The 14,768-nt window shown below is 71.0% G+C and carries 15 protein-coding genes and 1 pseudogene; 8 read left to right on the top strand and 8 right to left on the bottom strand.

Translation table 11 applies throughout. From position 1 onward, the window contains the following. The 5 genes and pseudogenes from QM611_RS09380 to QM611_RS09400 form a co-directional block, all read right to left on the bottom strand. Positions 1 to 230, bottom strand: a pseudogene (locus QM611_RS09380) (DNA polymerase Y family protein); the annotation flags it as partial. Beyond that, complete coding sequence (locus QM611_RS09385; RefSeq protein WP_415079650.1) at positions 227 to 952, bottom strand: hypothetical protein; 726 nt, start codon at positions 950 to 952, stop codon at positions 227 to 229. The pseudogene QM611_RS09380 and the gene QM611_RS09385, both read right to left, overlap by 4 nt. A gap of 260 nt (positions 953 to 1,212) precedes the next feature. Next, complete coding sequence (locus QM611_RS09390; RefSeq protein ID WP_415079651.1) at positions 1,213 to 1,710, bottom strand: HNH endonuclease; 498 nt, start codon at positions 1,708 to 1,710, stop codon at positions 1,213 to 1,215. A gap of 274 nt (positions 1,711 to 1,984) precedes the next feature. Beyond that, positions 1,985 to 2,857, bottom strand: a complete 873-nt coding sequence (locus QM611_RS09395; protein WP_415079652.1) for a M23 family metallopeptidase — start codon at positions 2,855 to 2,857, stop codon at positions 1,985 to 1,987. A gap of 201 nt (positions 2,858 to 3,058) precedes the next feature. Continuing rightward, positions 3,059 to 3,760, bottom strand: coding sequence for a metal-dependent transcriptional regulator (locus QM611_RS09400; RefSeq protein ID WP_415079653.1), 702 nt, complete (start codon positions 3,758 to 3,760; stop codon positions 3,059 to 3,061). Between the two features lie 95 nt (positions 3,761 to 3,855). On the opposite strand from QM611_RS09400, the gene serC reads away from it, so the two are divergent. After that, positions 3,856 to 4,968: a phosphoserine transaminase gene (gene serC, locus QM611_RS09405; protein ID WP_415079654.1), complete on the top strand. Its 1,113-nt coding sequence runs from the start codon at positions 3,856 to 3,858 to the stop codon at positions 4,966 to 4,968. A gap of 4 nt (positions 4,969 to 4,972) precedes the next feature. On the opposite strand, the gene QM611_RS09410 is transcribed toward serC, so the two are convergent. Continuing rightward, positions 4,973 to 5,491, bottom strand: coding sequence for a DUF3027 domain-containing protein (locus tag QM611_RS09410; protein ID WP_415079655.1), 519 nt, complete (start codon positions 5,489 to 5,491; stop codon positions 4,973 to 4,975). Continuing rightward, complete coding sequence (locus QM611_RS09415; RefSeq protein ID WP_415079656.1) at positions 5,475 to 5,858, bottom strand: cold-shock protein; 384 nt, start codon at positions 5,856 to 5,858, stop codon at positions 5,475 to 5,477. The genes QM611_RS09410 and QM611_RS09415 overlap by 17 nt, the downstream gene beginning before the upstream one ends. Positions 5,859 to 5,975: 117 nt before the next feature. Between QM611_RS09415 and QM611_RS09420 the strand changes: the two genes are divergently transcribed. The 7 genes from QM611_RS09420 (at position 5,976) to QM611_RS09450 (ending at position 13,531) form a co-directional block, all read left to right on the top strand. Next, positions 5,976 to 6,245, top strand: coding sequence for a multidrug ABC transporter ATPase (locus QM611_RS09420; protein ID WP_415079657.1), 270 nt, complete (start codon positions 5,976 to 5,978; stop codon positions 6,243 to 6,245). Positions 6,246 to 6,253: 8 nt separating this feature from the next. Then, complete coding sequence (locus QM611_RS09425) at positions 6,254 to 7,990, top strand: helicase-associated domain-containing protein (protein WP_415079658.1); 1,737 nt, start codon at positions 6,254 to 6,256, stop codon at positions 7,988 to 7,990. 34 nt (positions 7,991 to 8,024) lie between these two features. Further along, positions 8,025 to 9,737, top strand: coding sequence for a DNA repair helicase XPB (locus QM611_RS09430; RefSeq protein WP_415079659.1), 1,713 nt, complete (start codon positions 8,025 to 8,027; stop codon positions 9,735 to 9,737). A gap of 7 nt (positions 9,738 to 9,744) precedes the next feature. Further along, entirely contained in the window at positions 9,745 to 10,437 is a 693-nt protein-coding gene (locus QM611_RS09435) for a response regulator transcription factor (RefSeq protein WP_415079660.1), read from the top strand. A 21-nt stretch (positions 10,438 to 10,458) separates the two neighbouring features. Next, on the top strand, positions 10,459 to 12,201 hold the full coding sequence (locus QM611_RS09440; RefSeq protein ID WP_415079661.1) for an ATP-binding protein: 1,743 nt from the start codon (positions 10,459 to 10,461) through the stop codon (positions 12,199 to 12,201). A 129-nt stretch (positions 12,202 to 12,330) separates the two neighbouring features. Next, positions 12,331 to 12,618, top strand: a complete 288-nt coding sequence (locus QM611_RS09445) for a WXG100 family type VII secretion target (RefSeq protein WP_415079662.1) — start codon at positions 12,331 to 12,333, stop codon at positions 12,616 to 12,618. A gap of 184 nt (positions 12,619 to 12,802) precedes the next feature. Then, entirely contained in the window at positions 12,803 to 13,531 is a 729-nt protein-coding gene (locus QM611_RS09450; protein ID WP_415079663.1) for a CAP domain-containing protein, read from the top strand. A gap of 69 nt (positions 13,532 to 13,600) precedes the next feature. On the opposite strand, the gene groEL is transcribed toward QM611_RS09450, so the two are convergent. Beyond that, positions 13,601 to 14,768: chaperonin GroEL (gene groEL / locus QM611_RS09455; protein WP_415079664.1), on the bottom strand; the 1,168-nt coding region annotated here is incomplete at its 5' end.

Consider the following 14,768-nt stretch of genomic DNA (forward strand, 5'->3'; position numbering starts at 1 on the left):
GATGCCGCGACGCGCAGCCGCGGACAACGCGCCTGCGCGTCGCGTCGGCGCTGCCCCCGCCGCACGCCCTCGGCGCGGGCGGCCGCGCTGCATGAGACGACGGTGTTCGCTTCGAGCACCGCGACCGGCTCGTCGTCCGCGACGCCCGCGGCCGGATCGCGGGCCAGCGCCACGACCGGCCAGTCCGGGATCCACAGCACGAGGCTGCGCACGGGAGCAGCATCCATCATCCCGCCACCATCCGCTCGAGCTCAACGGGCTCGGAGCCCGGCCGCATCCGCTCAAGCCCCCGGGAGCCCTCTGCAACGGCCGCCACGGCGCCGTCTCGGCCGGGGAGCGCGACACGGGCAGACCGCGGCACGGGCCAGCGCCGGCTCGCCGCCGTGACGGTGACCTCCCGCCTCGACAGCAGACCGTGCCCTCGGCCGAGGCCGATCCAGGCCGGCTCGCTCAGGCAGAGGGATGCCTCGGCCTGCGGCCACGGCCCCTGCACCAGCAGCACCGCGCCGCGATCGCGCAGCCGCGCGCCGAGCCGCGCGACATCCCCGTCCCTCGCCCGTCCGGGCGGCCGCACGGCCACCACCGGCACCACCTCGACCAGCGTCGCGACCACCGCGAGCCACCGCGGGCCGGGCTCGGGCACGAGCACGAGCCGATCCAGAGCGACGCCCGCGCGCTCTCCTGCCTCGGCGCCGAGCTCAGGCATCCCGACCGCCGCGCACCACGACCCCGCTTGCGACGGGCCCGCCATGACGGCCGTCGTCAACGCCGCCGACGACTCCAGCGCGTACGCGGACCCGAGACGCAGTCCGCCGCCGGGCAGCAGCGGGGCGAGCGCGGGAAGCACCGGCAATGCGGAAGCGTCGAGCCGCCGCCCCTGCGCGCGCTCGATCTGAGCGCGCAGGGCGTGCACGGGTGCCCGCTGCGGATCGCTGATCGCCCTCACCTCCATATAGGGGAACATAGATACTAGCAATTCAAGCTAGGTATCGAACATATATCCTTCTTCCGACATCGCGTCGCGCGAGCTCCTCACGCTCGCGCGCCACTCTCACGCCACGCGCTACAGAAACCCGCAATCGCGCACGCGAACAACACGCGCGACTGCGGGTCGCTGTAGCGCGAACAGTTCAGCCCCGCCGAAAACTGCAGCGCGTGCGGGAGGCTGCAGCGCGTGCGGGAAGGCGCAGCGCGCGACGACAACACAGCGCGCTACGCGGCGAGCGCCAGGTACGGCTCCCACTGCGGATCGGCGCGCTCGGCGCCGCGCACCGTCCAGTGCGCTCCGTGCGGCGGGCGCGGGGCGTTTCGCAGCTCCCAGCCCATCTCTTGCGGGGTGCGATCGCCCTTGACGTTGTTGCACCGCAGACAGCACGCGACGAGGTTCTCCCACGAGTCGACACCGCCGCGCGATCGCGGCATGACATGGTCGATCGTCGAAGCCGACTTGCTGCAGTACGCGCAACGATGCCCGTCGCGGCGCAGCACGCCCCGGCGAGTCACCGGCACGCGGCGCCCGGACGGAACCCGCACGTACCTGGTCAGCACGATCACCGCCGGGCGGTCGTGCACGGTGCTGGCGCCCCACACCGGGTCACCGTCGACACGCTCGATCACGGTCGCCTTCTCGTTCATCACCAGCACAAGGGCACGCTTGAACGACACCACGGCCAGGGGCTCGTACCCCGCGTTCAGCACGAGTGTGCGCATGAGACTCTCCGATCCGCGAATGGCGCGCACGAAAAAGGGCGCCGTCCGAAGACAGCGCCCTGGCACCGCGGTGCGACCGCGGCATCCGTGCCGATTTGCCGGAGGACATACCGACCGAGCCCGACCCTGCGAAGGGCGCCCGGTATTCGGTCCATCGTCTCCTCCGTTGCTCACAACGTCGGAATCAGGCTAGACCACGCGCGCTAGTCCTGGCCGGCACGCTGGCACGCGTGTCTGGCTGCTCAGGCTTCGACAAGCTCAGGCTTCGACAAGCTCAGCCCGCGTTGGCGCGGAGGAACGCGAGCGGGTCGACGCGCGAGCCGTTGACCTGCACCTCGTAGTGGAGGTGGTTGCCGTACGCGCGGCCCGTGGCGCCGACGAGTCCGATGACCTGGCCCGCCTTGACGCGGTCTCCGACGCCGACCGTGCGCGTGCCGTAGCGCATGTGCGAGTACAGCGTGTTGACGCGGCGGCCGTTGATGACCGAGTCGATCGTGATGCAGACGCCGTAGCCGAAGTAGCTCTCCTGCGAGACGCGCACGACACCGTCGGCGGAGGCGAAGATCGGGGTGCCTCCGGGCGAGATGAGGTCGACGCCCATGTGCGCGCCGCCGCGCGAAAGATACCCATCGCCAATGCGCGTGATCTTGGCCAGCGGCCAGCGGAAGTCGCCCGAGCCCGGACCGATCAAATCCAGGTCCACGTTGACCGGAGTCCCGGAGGCAGCGGCCTCGCGGGCGCGGGCGGCGGCGGCCTCGGCCGCCTTCTTCTTGGCGATCTCCTCTTCCGTGGTCGCGGAGTAGGAGTCGCGCTCGAGCCCGCTCGCCTTCACTTCGGACGCGACGATCATCGACTGCGCGTCCTCTTGGGCGAGCTGCTGCACCGTCTTGGTCTCGGCGGCGGGCTGGAACGCGCCGTACGCGGGAATCGCGACGGTGGCCACCAGGCCCGCGACGATCGCGACGGTCGCCAGGCTGCGCAGCGGCTTGCGCGCGGACTTGCCCGCGGCGGGCTGGCGAGAGGCCGGTCTTGTGGATGCGGCGACTGCCGTCGACCGACGAGCGGTCTGCTGGCGGGCGCGCGAGCGAGTCGCGAGACTCGCCGTCGTTTCGTGTTCCGTCGCGGACGAATCGATGTCTTCAGCCAAACCGGTCCTCCGGCCCCTCCGTCTTCGGGTAGACGACGGCTCGTCGGCGCTTGCGGCTTCGACCGGAACGGTTTGACGAGCCTGCGGGGCGGGCCGTCCGGTTGTCCGTGGGCTGGCTTCTGCCCGGTGGACCTTTCGAGGGTACCGGAAAGGTAACGATTCTGTCACCTCGGGCAACCTGCGAAGGGGCTGAGAGCCCCGTCAGCCGCGGTCGTCGACCAGGAAGATGTGGGATGCCACCTCGACAGGAAGCTCGAGCCCCTCGTCGTTCCCGTCCATCTGCACGAGCACGTAGCCCTCGTTGAACCGGAAGTCGCCGTGGGCTCCGGGAAGAACCCCCGCGGTCTTGAGCTGCTGGAGCAGCTCCGGGTCGAACTGCACGGGCTCGGCGAGCCGGCGCACGGTGCCCTGGATGGGAGCATCGGCCTCGTTGAGCCGGCGCACGAGCCCGACCACACCCTGCTCGAACTCGGCGGCGGGCACGTCGCCCAGCTGGTCCAGGCCCGGGATCGGGTTGCCGTACGGCGACTCGGTGGGGTGCCCGAGGAGCTCCACGAGCCGGCGCTCGACGCGCTCGCTCATGACGTGCTCCCAGCGGCAGGCCTCGTCGTGGACGTACGCCCAGTCCAGGCCGATGACGTCGGAGAGCAGCCGCTCGGCGAGCCGGTGCTTGCGCATGACCTCGGTGGCCTTCTGCCGGCCCGAGTCGGTGAGCTCGAGCGTGCGGTCGTCCGACACGACGACCAGGCCGTCGCGCTCCATGCGCCCGATGGTCTGCGACACCGTCGGGCCGGAGTGGCCGAGACGCTCCGAGATGCGCGCGCGCAGCGGCACGATGTTCTCCTCTTCGAGGTCGAGGATCGTGCGCAGGTACATCTCGGTGGTGTCGATCAGGTCGGTCATCGGCGGCTTTCTCGTCGGCGGCCTCCCGTCGGAGGCGTGTAAGGCAAGCCTATCCCGGCGCCTGGGCCAGCGCGCCCGCCGCTTAGAATCGGGGGATGCCCGATATCACTCTGCCTCGCGACATCCTGCCCGTGGACGGCCGATTCGGATGCGGGCCGGCGAAGGTGCGCCCGGCGCAGGTGGAGGCGCTTGCCACGCGCGGGGCGGTGCTGCTGGGCACGTCGCACCGACAGGCTCCAGTGAAAGACCTGGTCGCGAGCGTGCGGGCTGGCCTGGCCGAGCTGTTGCAGCTGCCGGCGGGCTACGAGATCGTGCTGGGCAACGGCGGGTCGAGCGCGTTCTGGGATGCCGCGGCCTTCGGCCTCATCGAGCGCCGCAGCCAGAATCTCGTTTTCGGCGAGTTCGGCGGCAAGTTCGCCGCGGCGGCGCGAGCGCCGTGGCTGGAGGCGCCCGACGTGCGCACCGCGCCGGCCGGGGGCCGCTCGCGTCCCGAGCCGGCCTCGGGAGTGGATGTCTACGCCTGGACGCACAACGAGACCTCGACGGGCGTGGCGGCTCCGGTCGAGCGCGTGCGCGGCGACGACGGCGCGCTCACCGTGATCGACGCGACGAGCGCCGCGGGCGGCATCGACTTCTCGGTGATCGAGTGCGACGTCTACTACTTCGCGCCGCAGAAAAACCTCGGCTCCGACGGCGGGCTGTGGTTCGCCGCCGTGTCGCCGGCGGCGATCGAGCGGATCGAGCGGATCGCGGCGAGCGGCCGCTACATCCCCGACTTCCTCAGCCTGAAGGCGGCGCTGGACAACTCCCGGCTGCAGCAGACGTTGAACACACCGGCGCTGGCGACCCTGATCCTCCTCGACGAGCAGGTGCGGTGGATCGTCGACCACGGCGGGCTGCAGTGGGCGAACGCCCGGACGGCGGAGTCGTCGCAAGCGCTGTACGACTGGGCCGAGGCATCCGAGTTCGCGACGCCGTTCGTCGCCGACCCCGCTGACCGCTCGCCCGTCGTGGTCACGATCGACTTCGACGACGCCGTGGACGCGACGGCGGTCGCAAAGACCCTGCGCGCGAACGGCATCCTCGACACCGAGCCCTACCGCAAGCTCGGCCGCAACCAGCTGCGGGTCGCGACGTTCACGTCTATCGACCCCGACGACGTGCGCCAGCTGATCCGTTGCATCGACCACATCGTCGAGCGGCTCTGAAAACTCAGCGACCCTCGTCGGCGTCGGGAGCATCCTCGTCGAGGACGTCGATGTCGACGCCGTCGACGTCGCCGGAGTGCAGCAGCGGCGAGCCGTCGGTGTCGAAGTCCGCGGCGTCGAGGTCGTCGAGGTCGTCGAGGTCGCCCTCGTCGAACTCCTCTTCCTCGTCGAGCGCCTCGTCCGCGGCGGCGCGCTCGGCCTCCGCGGCGGCCTGCGACGCCTGGTACTCCGCCAGCCGCACGGCCCACGGCACCCAGTCCGGAGCGAGCAGCGCCGCCTCGCCGGGAAGCAGCTCCGCCTCGAGCACGGTCGGCTCCTCGCCGTCGACGCGTGCCACGCTCACAGTCCAGAACCAGCCGGGGTAGCCGCCCAACCGGTTCTCGAACAGCAGCGAGACGACGCCGTCCTCTTCGACCGTGTGGCCTGCGGCCTCGCCGATCGTCGCGTCGGGCGTGATCTCGCGCAACGCCGCGAGCGCCAGGTCGCGCGCCTCCAGCAGCCTCGCGTCAGGAATCGAGCTCATCGGCGACCTTGCGCAGCACCGCAGCGATCTTCCGCGAGTGGCCGCTGTTCGGGTAGCGGCCGCGACGCAGGTCGCCGCCGATGCCGTCGAGCAGCTTCACGAGGTCCTCGACGATGATCGCCATGTCGTCGGCGGGCTTGCGCTTGGCCTTCACGAGGCTCGGCGGGGCCTCCAGCACGCGCACCGACAGCGCCTGCGGTCCGCGCTTGCCGTCGGCGATGCCGAACTCGAGACGGGTTCCGGGCTTCGGAGCGGGCGCGCCGGCGGGCAGCGCCGTCGCGTGCAGGAAGACGTCCTGGCCCTCATCGGAGGCGATGAAGCCGAACCCCTTCTCCTCGTCGTAGAACCTGACCTTGCCGGTGGGCATGGGAAACCTCGCTGTGAATGTCGCCGCGCGGGCGTGCGTCACGGGACCGTCCGCGCCCCGCCCGTCAAGCCTAACCCGCCGCGACCGACCCGGCAGCCGGGCGGTAAGCTTGTGCGGATGAGCAAGGCATCCTCGAGCCCGGAGATCCCCGTGCGGCGCATCGACCGCATCCTCGCGTTCATGGCGCTCGGGCTGACCGTGCTGTCGATCGTCTGCTTCTTCGCCGTGATCCTGGCGCGGCCTGCCGGCGTGACCGACTTCTCGGCCGGGCTGTGGCCCACGGTCGTGCTGCTGCCGCTGGTCGCGTTGCCGATCGCGTTCCTGCTGATCGTGGCGCTGCTCGTCATCAACTTCGTCCGGCGCTCACGCGCGAACAAGGGGTCGTAGCGACGGCGATGGAGAGCGCGGCCGCGACGACGAGCGACGCGCGCGCCCTCGCGGCAGAGCTGTCGGCGCGCTCGGACGCTGAGCTCGCGCGCCTGCTCGTGGACCGCGCGGTGCCGCCGGCGGCTCCGTGGCGCGACTTCTTCGACGCCGCGGAGGGCCTGCTCGAAGCGGCATCCGTCGACCGCGCCGTGGCGACGCTTCCCCGCGAGACCCTCGTCGCCCTCGCCGCGGCGGGCACCGGCGCCGTGCCGCCGCCGCTGCGCGAGCAGCTGTCGCGCCTCGCGCTGGCGCGGGCGGACGGACTCGTGCACCGCGCGGTCGCCGAGCGCGTGAGCGCGGCGCGGCTGCAGCATCCCGACGCCTTCCGCCTCCTGCCAGCGGCGCCTCCGCCGGTGCCGGCAAGCCCGGCGGAGGCGGCCGCCGCCGCGGAGCGCGCTGCACTGAGCATCGCGTCCCTGGCCGACGTGCTGCTGTCGGCGCTCACGGCGCCGCCGGGGCGCACCGGCGCGGGCGCGGTGACCGCCGCCGACCGGAAGCGCTACGTCGAGTCGGGCGCCGTCTCGTCGGCCGACGAGCTCGACGACCTGCTCGCCAGCGCGGCGGCGGCGGGGCTGGCGGCGGCTGGCGAGCGGGAGTGGCTGGTCACCGACGCGGGCGAGCGCTGGCTGGCCGCGTCGACCGCCGAGCGCTGGCAGGCGGTCGCCGACGGATTCCGGATGTCGGTTCCCGCCGCGCTGCGCACGGCCTCCGGCGGCGTGCTCGCCCCCGGCGCGTGGGATGGCGCGTACCCGCTGACGCCCGACTGGCGGCAGCAGTGCGCGCTGCTGAAGCGCGTCGCCGCTCGGTGGGGCCTGACGACGCCGTCCGGCGCCGAGCCGGAGTGGATGGCCGCGCTGCGCGCGGGCGGGGCGGCCGACGCGGCTGCGCTCGCGGCGCTCCTGCCGCCGGAGATCGACCGCGTCTACCTGCAGGCCGATCTCAGCGCGATCGCGCCGGGCCCACTCGCGCCGGCGCTCGATCTGCGGCTGCGCGGCATGGCGGCGCGCGAGTCGCGCGCGCAAGCGTCGACGTACCGTTTCACCCCCGAGTCGATCACGGTGGCGGTCGGTGCGGGCGAAACGTCCGACTCGCTGCGCGCCTTCCTCTCGGAGCTGTCGCTGACCGGCATCCCGCAGCCGCTGGACTACCTCATCGAGACGACGGCGGCACGGCACGGGCTCATTCGCGTGCGGGCGGACGCGGCATCCGGCCGCACCCGCGTCGAGACCGACGAGCCAGCGCTGCTCGACACGCTCGCCGTCGACCAGTCGGTGCGGGCGGTCGGGCTCGTCCGCGACGGCGACGCGCTGGCCTCGCGCGTTGCGCGCGACGCCGTGTACTGGACGCTCGTCGACGCCCGCTACCCCGTCGTGGCCGTCGACGCGGACGGCGAGCCCGAGCCCGTGCACCGCCGTCGGATCGCGGGAGCCGCGCCCGGCGCGGCGACCCACGAGCGCCTGCTGGAGGTGCTGCGTGAGGCGCGCGAGCACGACTCCGACGCTGCGTGGCTGGGTCGAGAGCTCGACGCCGCCGTGCGCGCCAAGGCCACGATTGTCGTCGTCGCGGCCCTGCCCGACGGATCAACCCGGGAGTTCACGCTCGAGGCCACCGGGCTCGGCGGCGGGCGCCTGCGCGGCCGCGACCGCGGCTCCGACACCGAGCGCACGCTGCCGGTGTCGAGCATCGTGAGCACTCGCCCCGCCTGAATCCCTGCCCGCCTCGCCGGTAGACTGGCACGTTATGGCCGACGGACCCCTCATCGTGCAGAGCGACCGCACGGTGCTCTTGGAAGTGGCGCATCCCGACGCCGAGACGGCGCGGCACGAGCTCGCGATCTTCGCCGAGCTGGAGCGCGCCCCCGAGCACATCCACACCTACCGCATCACGCGGCTGGGCCTGTGGAACGCCCGCGCCGCGGGCCACGACGCCGACGATATGCTGGCGACCCTCGACCGCTGGTCGCGGTTCCCGGTGCCGCCGTCGGTGGCTCTCGACATCCGCGAGACGGTCGGCCGGTACGGCCGGCTCGTGATCGAGCGGGCGGATGTCGCCGGGCTCGGCGCCGGCACGCTCGTGCTGCGCTCCACCGACCAGGCCGTGCTGGCCGAAGTGGCCCGCAACAAGCGGATCCAGCCGCTGCTGGTGGGCCATCCCTCCCCCGACGTGTACGTCGTGGACGCGTGGGCCCGCGGCCATATCAAACAGGAGCTGCTCAAGGTCGGCTGGCCGGCCGAGGACCTCGCCGGCTACACGCCGGGCACGCCGCATCCCATCGACCTCGACGAGTCCGAGTGGAGCCTGCGCCCCTACCAGCGCCAGGCTGTCGACACGTTCACCGAGGGCGGCTCCGGGGTCGTCGTGCTGCCGTGCGGCGCGGGCAAGACGCTCGTCGGCGCGGGCGCGATGGCCGAGACCAAGACGACGACGCTGATCCTTGTCACCAACACCGTCAGCGCGCGGCAGTGGCGCGACGAGCTGCTGAGGCGCACGAGCCTGACCCCCGACGAGATCGGCGAGTACTCCGGGCAGGCCAAAGAGGTCAAGCCGGTCACGATCGCGACGTACCAGATCCTCACCGCGAAGCGGAAGGGGCAGTACGCGCACCTCGCTCTGCTGGACGCGCTCGATTGGGGCCTCATCGTCTACGACGAAGTGCATCTGCTGCCGGCTCCGGTGTTCAAGCTCACCGCCGACCTGCAGGCGCGGCGGCGGCTCGGACTGACCGCGACGCTCGTGCGCGAGGACGGCCGGGAGGGGGATGTCTTCAGCCTCATCGGCCCGAAGAGGTTCGACGCGCCATGGAAGGAGATCGAGGCGCAGGGGTTCATCGCCCCCGCCGCCTGCTACGAGGTGCGGGTGGACCTGCCCGCCGACCAGCGGCTGGAGTACGCGGCGTCCGCCGACGACCAGCGCTACCGGCTCGCGGCCACCGCTCCGGCAAAGGTCGGTGTCGTCCGCGCCCTGGTGGGGCGCCACCGCGGGGAGCGGATCCTCGTGATCGGGCAGTACCTCGACCAGATCGACGTGCTCGCCGAGGCCCTCGGCGCTCCGAAGATCACCGGGGCGACTCCCGTCGACGAGCGCGAGGAGCTGTACCGCGCGTTCCGCGAGGGCACGATCGACGTGCTGGTCGTCTCGAAGGTGGCGAACTTCTCGATCGACCTGCCGGAGGCGTCGGTGGCGATCCAGGTGTCGGGATCGTTCGGCTCCCGCCAGGAGGAGGCGCAACGGCTCGGGCGCCTTCTGCGGCCCAAAGAGTCGGGGCGCACGGCGAGCTTCTACACGCTCATCGCGCGAGACACCGTCGACCAGGACTTCGCGCAGAACCGCCAGCGGTTCCTCGCCGAGCAGGGGTACAGCTACACGATCCTCGACGCCGAGCAGGTCGCCGAGGTGGTCGCAGACCGGATCGGAGCGCCGAAATCAGCCAGAACATCAGCCGGGTCGCCATAATGGGCACATGACCGCACCGCGCATCCTCGTTGTCGACGACGAGCCGAACATCCGCGACCTGCTCGTCACAAGCCTGAAATTCGCGGGCTTCCAGGTGCGCGCCGTCTCCAACGGCGCCCAGACGATCTCGGCCGTGCTCGAGGAGGAGCCCGATCTCATCGTGCTGGATGTGATGCTGCCCGACATGAACGGGTTCAGCGTCACCAAGCGCCTGCGCGGCGCCGGCTACACCGCTCCGATCCTGTTCCTGACCGCGAAAGACGACACGCAGGACAAGATCGAGGGCCTGAACGCCGGCGGCGACGACTACGTCACCAAGCCCTTCTCGCTCGACGAGATCGTGGCCCGCATCCAGGCGATCCTGCGGCGCACGATGCAGTCCGACGAGGAGGCGATCATCCGCGCGGGCGAGCTGACGATGGACCAGGACACGCACGACGTGCGGGTGGGGGATGCCTCGATCGACCTGAGCCCCACCGAGTTCAAGCTGCTGCGCTACCTCATGCTCAACCCGAACCGCGTGCTGTCGAAGGCGCAGATCCTCGACCACGTGTGGGAGTACGACTTCAACGGCGACGCGGGCATCGTGGAGAGCTACATCTCGTACCTGCGCCGCAAGATCGACCCGCACTCGACCGAGCCGCTGATCCAGACCAAGCGCGGGTTCGGCTACATGCTGAAGGTCGGCAAGGCCGCCTGACGCGCTCACGCGGGAGGCGACGTGGCGAAAAAGAGCGATGCGGTCACCCGCTGGTGGCGCAGCATCAGCCTGCGCGCCAAGGTCACCGGCGTCGTGGTCGGCGTGCTCGCGATCGGCCTGCTGGCCACCGGCGTCGGCACCAGCGTGTTCTTGCGCAACACGCTCATCCAGAATCTCGACGGCCAGCTGGAGCAGCTCGCCGCCGCGAATGTCGCCAGCGGCCTGCTCGAGATCGATCCGAGCACCCGGGCGGTCACGAAGAAGGACGACGCGCCGCCCACTGACTACTTCATGGCCCTCTACGATCCCCAGGGGGAGCTGGTCGGCCAGGCGGGCGGGTCGGGGCAGAAGCCCCTGTTGCCCGAGAGTTGGTCCCTGCAGCGGACCACGATTCAGGGAACGTCACCATTCTTGCTCGAGGGCGCGGACTCCGACGCCCCCTTCCACGCCAGCGTGGGACCGCAGGAGTTCGTCGGCATCGTCGGCCAGTACACACAGATGGTCGTGCTGCCGCTGGCTCCGGTGAACCGCATCGTCACGACGTTCCTCGGCATCTACAGCATCCTCGCCCTCATCACCCTCGTCAGCGCCGCGCTGCTGACGCGGTATGTCGTCACGCTCACCTTCCGTGGCCTCGGCCAGGTCGAGGCCACCGCCATGTCGATCGCCGGCGGCGACTTCACGCAGCGCATGACCGAGATCGAGCCGCGCACCGAGGTGGGAAAGCTCAAGCTCGCCATCAACACGATGCTCAACCGCATCGACGCCGCCATCGCCCAGCGCGAGAGCACGGTGCGCCAGATGCGGCGGTTCATCGGCGACGCCAGCCACGAGCTGCGCACGCCGCTCGTGTCGGTGCGCGGGTACGCCGAGCTCTACCGCATGGGCGCGATTCGCGGCGACGACGACACGGCGCAGGCGATGGAGCGCATCGAGAAAGAGGCCATCCGCATGGGCGTGCTGGTCGAGGACCTCCTCGCCTTGGCCCGGCTCGACGAGCAGCGGGATGTCGAGATCGCCCCCGTCGACCTGCGCCCGGTCGCTCGCGACATCGCGCTCGACCTGGGGGTGGTGGCGCCCCAGCGCACCGTGACCGTGATCGACACCACGGTGGCGGCAGACGCCGTGGCGCCGCCCCAGCCCGCGCCAGCCGCCGGCGGTGACGCGCCGCGCCGCCGGGTGCCCACCACGACATCCGCCATCGCCCGCGCGAGCGCGACGACTCTCTCGCTGCTGCGCCGCAAGCCCCGCCCGCCTGCACCGCCGCACGCGGGCGAGACCGCAGAGCCGCCGCCGACGACCGCCCCCCTCGAGCTGCCGGCGCCCGCTGCGGTGACGCCGCCGATCGTGCAGGGTGACGAGAACCGCATCCGCCAGGTCGTCACGAACCTCGTCAGCAACGCCCGCCGCTACACCCCCGACGAATTGCCGATCGACCTGGCCGTCGGCGTGGACGCGCGAGCGGGCGTCGGCTGGATCGCGGTCGTCGACCACGGCGAGGGCATCCCCGACCCGCTCAAGGAGCAGATCTTCCAGCGCTTCTGGCGCGCGGACACGTCCCGCACGCGGGAGACGGGCGGAAGCGGCCTGGGGCTGTCGATCGTCGCGTCGATCGTCGAGGCCCTGCACGGCAGCGTCGACGTGCTCGACACCCCCGGCGGCGGCGCGACGTTCCGAGTGTCGTTCCCGCTCGCGGTGGAGCGGGATGCCGCCGACCACCTGTTCATCGACACCCAGCCGCTCCCCCGGCTCGCGCTCGAATAGCGGGCGTCTGCTCCTGCACAGGCCGTTCCGCAGGACAAGGCATCCCCAATCCGGTCGTGCGCGCCGCGCGGGGCTCGGCGAGACCCGTACCGTGAGGCATCCCTCTTCCCGTCTCAAAGGAGCACTCTCATGGCCGTCTTCTCCGTCGACAGCGATTCGATCCTCACCGCCACCGCCGCCGTGCGCGGCACCGCCGACCGCCTGGAGGCGGAGAGCTCGACGATGCTCACGCAGCTCACGCAGCTCCAGGGCTCGTGGACTGGGGCCGCGGCCGCGGCCTTCCAGGACGTGATCGAGCAGTGGCGCGCAACACAACGCCAGGTGGAGGACACGCTCGCCTCGGTCAGCCAGGCGCTGGCCGTCGCCGGCCGCCAGTACGCCGACGCGGAGCAGGCCAGCATCGGCCTGTTCCGCTGAGCGCGGCGCGGCCCGTCCCGAGCGAGCGAAATTATATATCGGCGCGGCGCCGATCATCCGCTATCCTGGAAGCCTTCCTTTCGATCCCCACAGTCGAATCCCCACAGGAGGACTCTTCGTGTTGCCTTACCGCAAGCGCACACTTGTTGCGCTTTCTTTGTCCACGGCACTCGCCCTCGGCGCAGTGACCGCACCTGCGACCGCCGCCACGCAGCCCGCCGCCGGCACTCAGCCGAGCATCGTCACGCTGCCCACGGCCTCCACCGCCAAGAACACGCAGGAGGAGAGGGTGTTCGCGCTCATCAACAAGAAGCGCGCCGCCAAGAACCTCCGAGCGCTGAAAAGCCAGTCCAAGCTGGACGCCACCGCCCGGGCGTGGGCGAAGCACCTCGCCAAGACGGGGGCGTTCAAGCACAGCACCTCGTCGTGGCGCCTCAAGCGCATCAACTGGTGGGGCTGGAGCGCGTCGGGTGAGAACCTCGCCGCCGGGTACACCACCGCGACGTCCACGGTGAAGGGATGGATGAGCTCCTCCGGCCACCGAGCGAACATTCTCGGCAAGTCGTACAAGGGCATGGGCGTCGGGTACGCGAAGGGCGGGCCCTACGGGCACTACTGGGTCGTCATCTTCGCCGTCGCCGACCCTGCGATCAAGGCAGGCAAGACGCCCACGATCTCCGGCACGAGGGCCGTCGGCTCGACTCTCACCGCCAAGACGTCTGGCTGGCCGAAGGGCACCCGGCTGCACTGGCAGTGGTATCGCAACGGCGTCAAGATCTCGGGCGCGACCTCCAGCAAGTACAAGGCGAAAGCCGCCGACGAGGGCAAGAAGCTGAAGGTGCGAGTGGCGGGTTACCACAAGAAGTACTACCCGAAGGGCTTGACCTCGAAGAGCACAGCCGCTCTGGAGTGATCGCCCTCGGGTGGACCACACAAAGGCGGCCCCGACCAGTTTGGTCGGGGCCGCCTTTGTGTGGATGGCTTAGAAATCCATGCCGCCCGTCGGGTCCGCGGCGGGGGCCGGAGCCTTCTCGGGCTTGTCCGCCACGACCGCCTCGGTCGTCAGGAACAGGCCCGCGATCGACGCCGCGTTCTGCAGCGCCGAGCGAGTGACCTTCGCCGGGTCGATGATGCCCTGCGCGAAGAGGTCGCCGTACTCGCCGGTCGCCGCGTTCAGGCCGCTGCCCTCGGGCAGCTCGGCAACCTTGTTGGCGACGACGCCGGGCTCGAGGCCCGCGTTGAGGGCGATCTGCTTGAGCGGCGCCTCGATGGCGACCTTGACGATGTTCGCGCCGGTCGCCTCGTCGCCGGAGAGCTCGAGGCCCTCGAACGCCTTCTTGCCGGCCTGGATGAGCGCCACGCCGCCGCCGGGGACGATGCCCTCCTCGACGGCCGCCTTCGCGTTGCGGACAGCGTCTTCGATGCGGTGCTTGCGCTCCTTGAGCTCGACCTCGGTGGCCGCGCCCGCCTTGATGACGGCCACGCCGCCGGCGAGCTTGGCGAGGCGCTCCTGCAGCTTCTCGCGGTCGTAGTCGCTGTCGGTGTTCTCGATCTCGCGGCGGATCTGGGTCACACGGCCCTCGATCTGCGCTGCGTCGCCGGCGCCCTCGACGATGGTCGTCTCGTCCTTGGTGACGATGACCTTGCGCGCGCGGCCGAGCAGGTCGACCGTGGCGTTCTCGAGCTTGAGCCCGAGCTCGTCGGTGATGACGGTGCCGCCGGTGAGGATGGCAATGTCCTGCAGCTGCGCCTTGCGGCGGTCGCCGAAGCCGGGCGCCTTGACGGCGACCGACTTGAAGATGCCGCGGATCTTGTTCAGCACGAGCGTCGCGAGAGCCTCGCCCTCGACGTCCTCGGCGATGATCACGAGCTCCTTGCCCTCCTGGATCACCTTGTCGACGATCGGCAGCAGGTCCTTGATGTTCGAGACCTTCTGGTTCGCGATCAGGATGTACGCGTCCTCGAACACGGCCTCCTGGCGGTCGGGGTCGGTGACGAAGTAGGGGTTGATGTAGCCCTTGTCGAAGCGCATGCCCTCGGTGAGCTCGAGCTCGGTGCCGAACGTCTGCGACTCCTCGACGGTGACGACGCCCTCCTTGCCGACCTTGTCGATCGCCTCGGCGATGAGCTCGCCGATCTCGGTGTCGGCC

The organism is Microbacterium sp., assembly GCF_047606685.1.
Lineage (GTDB): Bacteria > Actinomycetota > Actinomycetes > Actinomycetales > Microbacteriaceae > Microbacterium.

Bases quoted from the DNA above. Each gene is read 5' to 3' on its own strand.
- QM611_RS09390 (WP_415079651.1), bottom strand. From the start codon at position 1,710: ATGCGCACACTCGTGCTGAACGCGGGGTACGAGCCCCTGGCCGTGGTG.
- QM611_RS09415 (WP_415079656.1), bottom strand. From the start codon at position 5,858: ATGCCCACCGGCAAGGTCAGGTTCTACGACGAGGAGAAGGGGTTCGGC.
- QM611_RS09420 (WP_415079657.1), top strand. From the start codon at position 5,976: ATGAGCAAGGCATCCTCGAGCCCGGAGATCCCCGTGCGGCGCATCGAC.
- QM611_RS09425 (WP_415079658.1), top strand. From the start codon at position 6,254: ATGGAGAGCGCGGCCGCGACGACGAGCGACGCGCGCGCCCTCGCGGCA.
- serC (WP_415079654.1), top strand. From the start codon at position 3,856: ATGCCCGATATCACTCTGCCTCGCGACATCCTGCCCGTGGACGGCCGA.
- QM611_RS09430 (WP_415079659.1), top strand. From the start codon at position 8,025: ATGGCCGACGGACCCCTCATCGTGCAGAGCGACCGCACGGTGCTCTTG.
- QM611_RS09410 (WP_415079655.1), bottom strand. From the start codon at position 5,491: ATGAGCTCGATTCCTGACGCGAGGCTGCTGGAGGCGCGCGACCTGGCG.
- QM611_RS09445 (WP_415079662.1), top strand. From the start codon at position 12,331: ATGGCCGTCTTCTCCGTCGACAGCGATTCGATCCTCACCGCCACCGCC.
- QM611_RS09435 (WP_415079660.1), top strand. From the start codon at position 9,745: ATGACCGCACCGCGCATCCTCGTTGTCGACGACGAGCCGAACATCCGC.
- QM611_RS09385 (WP_415079650.1), bottom strand. From the start codon at position 952: ATGGAGGTGAGGGCGATCAGCGATCCGCAGCGGGCACCCGTGCACGCC.
- QM611_RS09400 (WP_415079653.1), bottom strand. From the start codon at position 3,760: ATGACCGACCTGATCGACACCACCGAGATGTACCTGCGCACGATCCTC.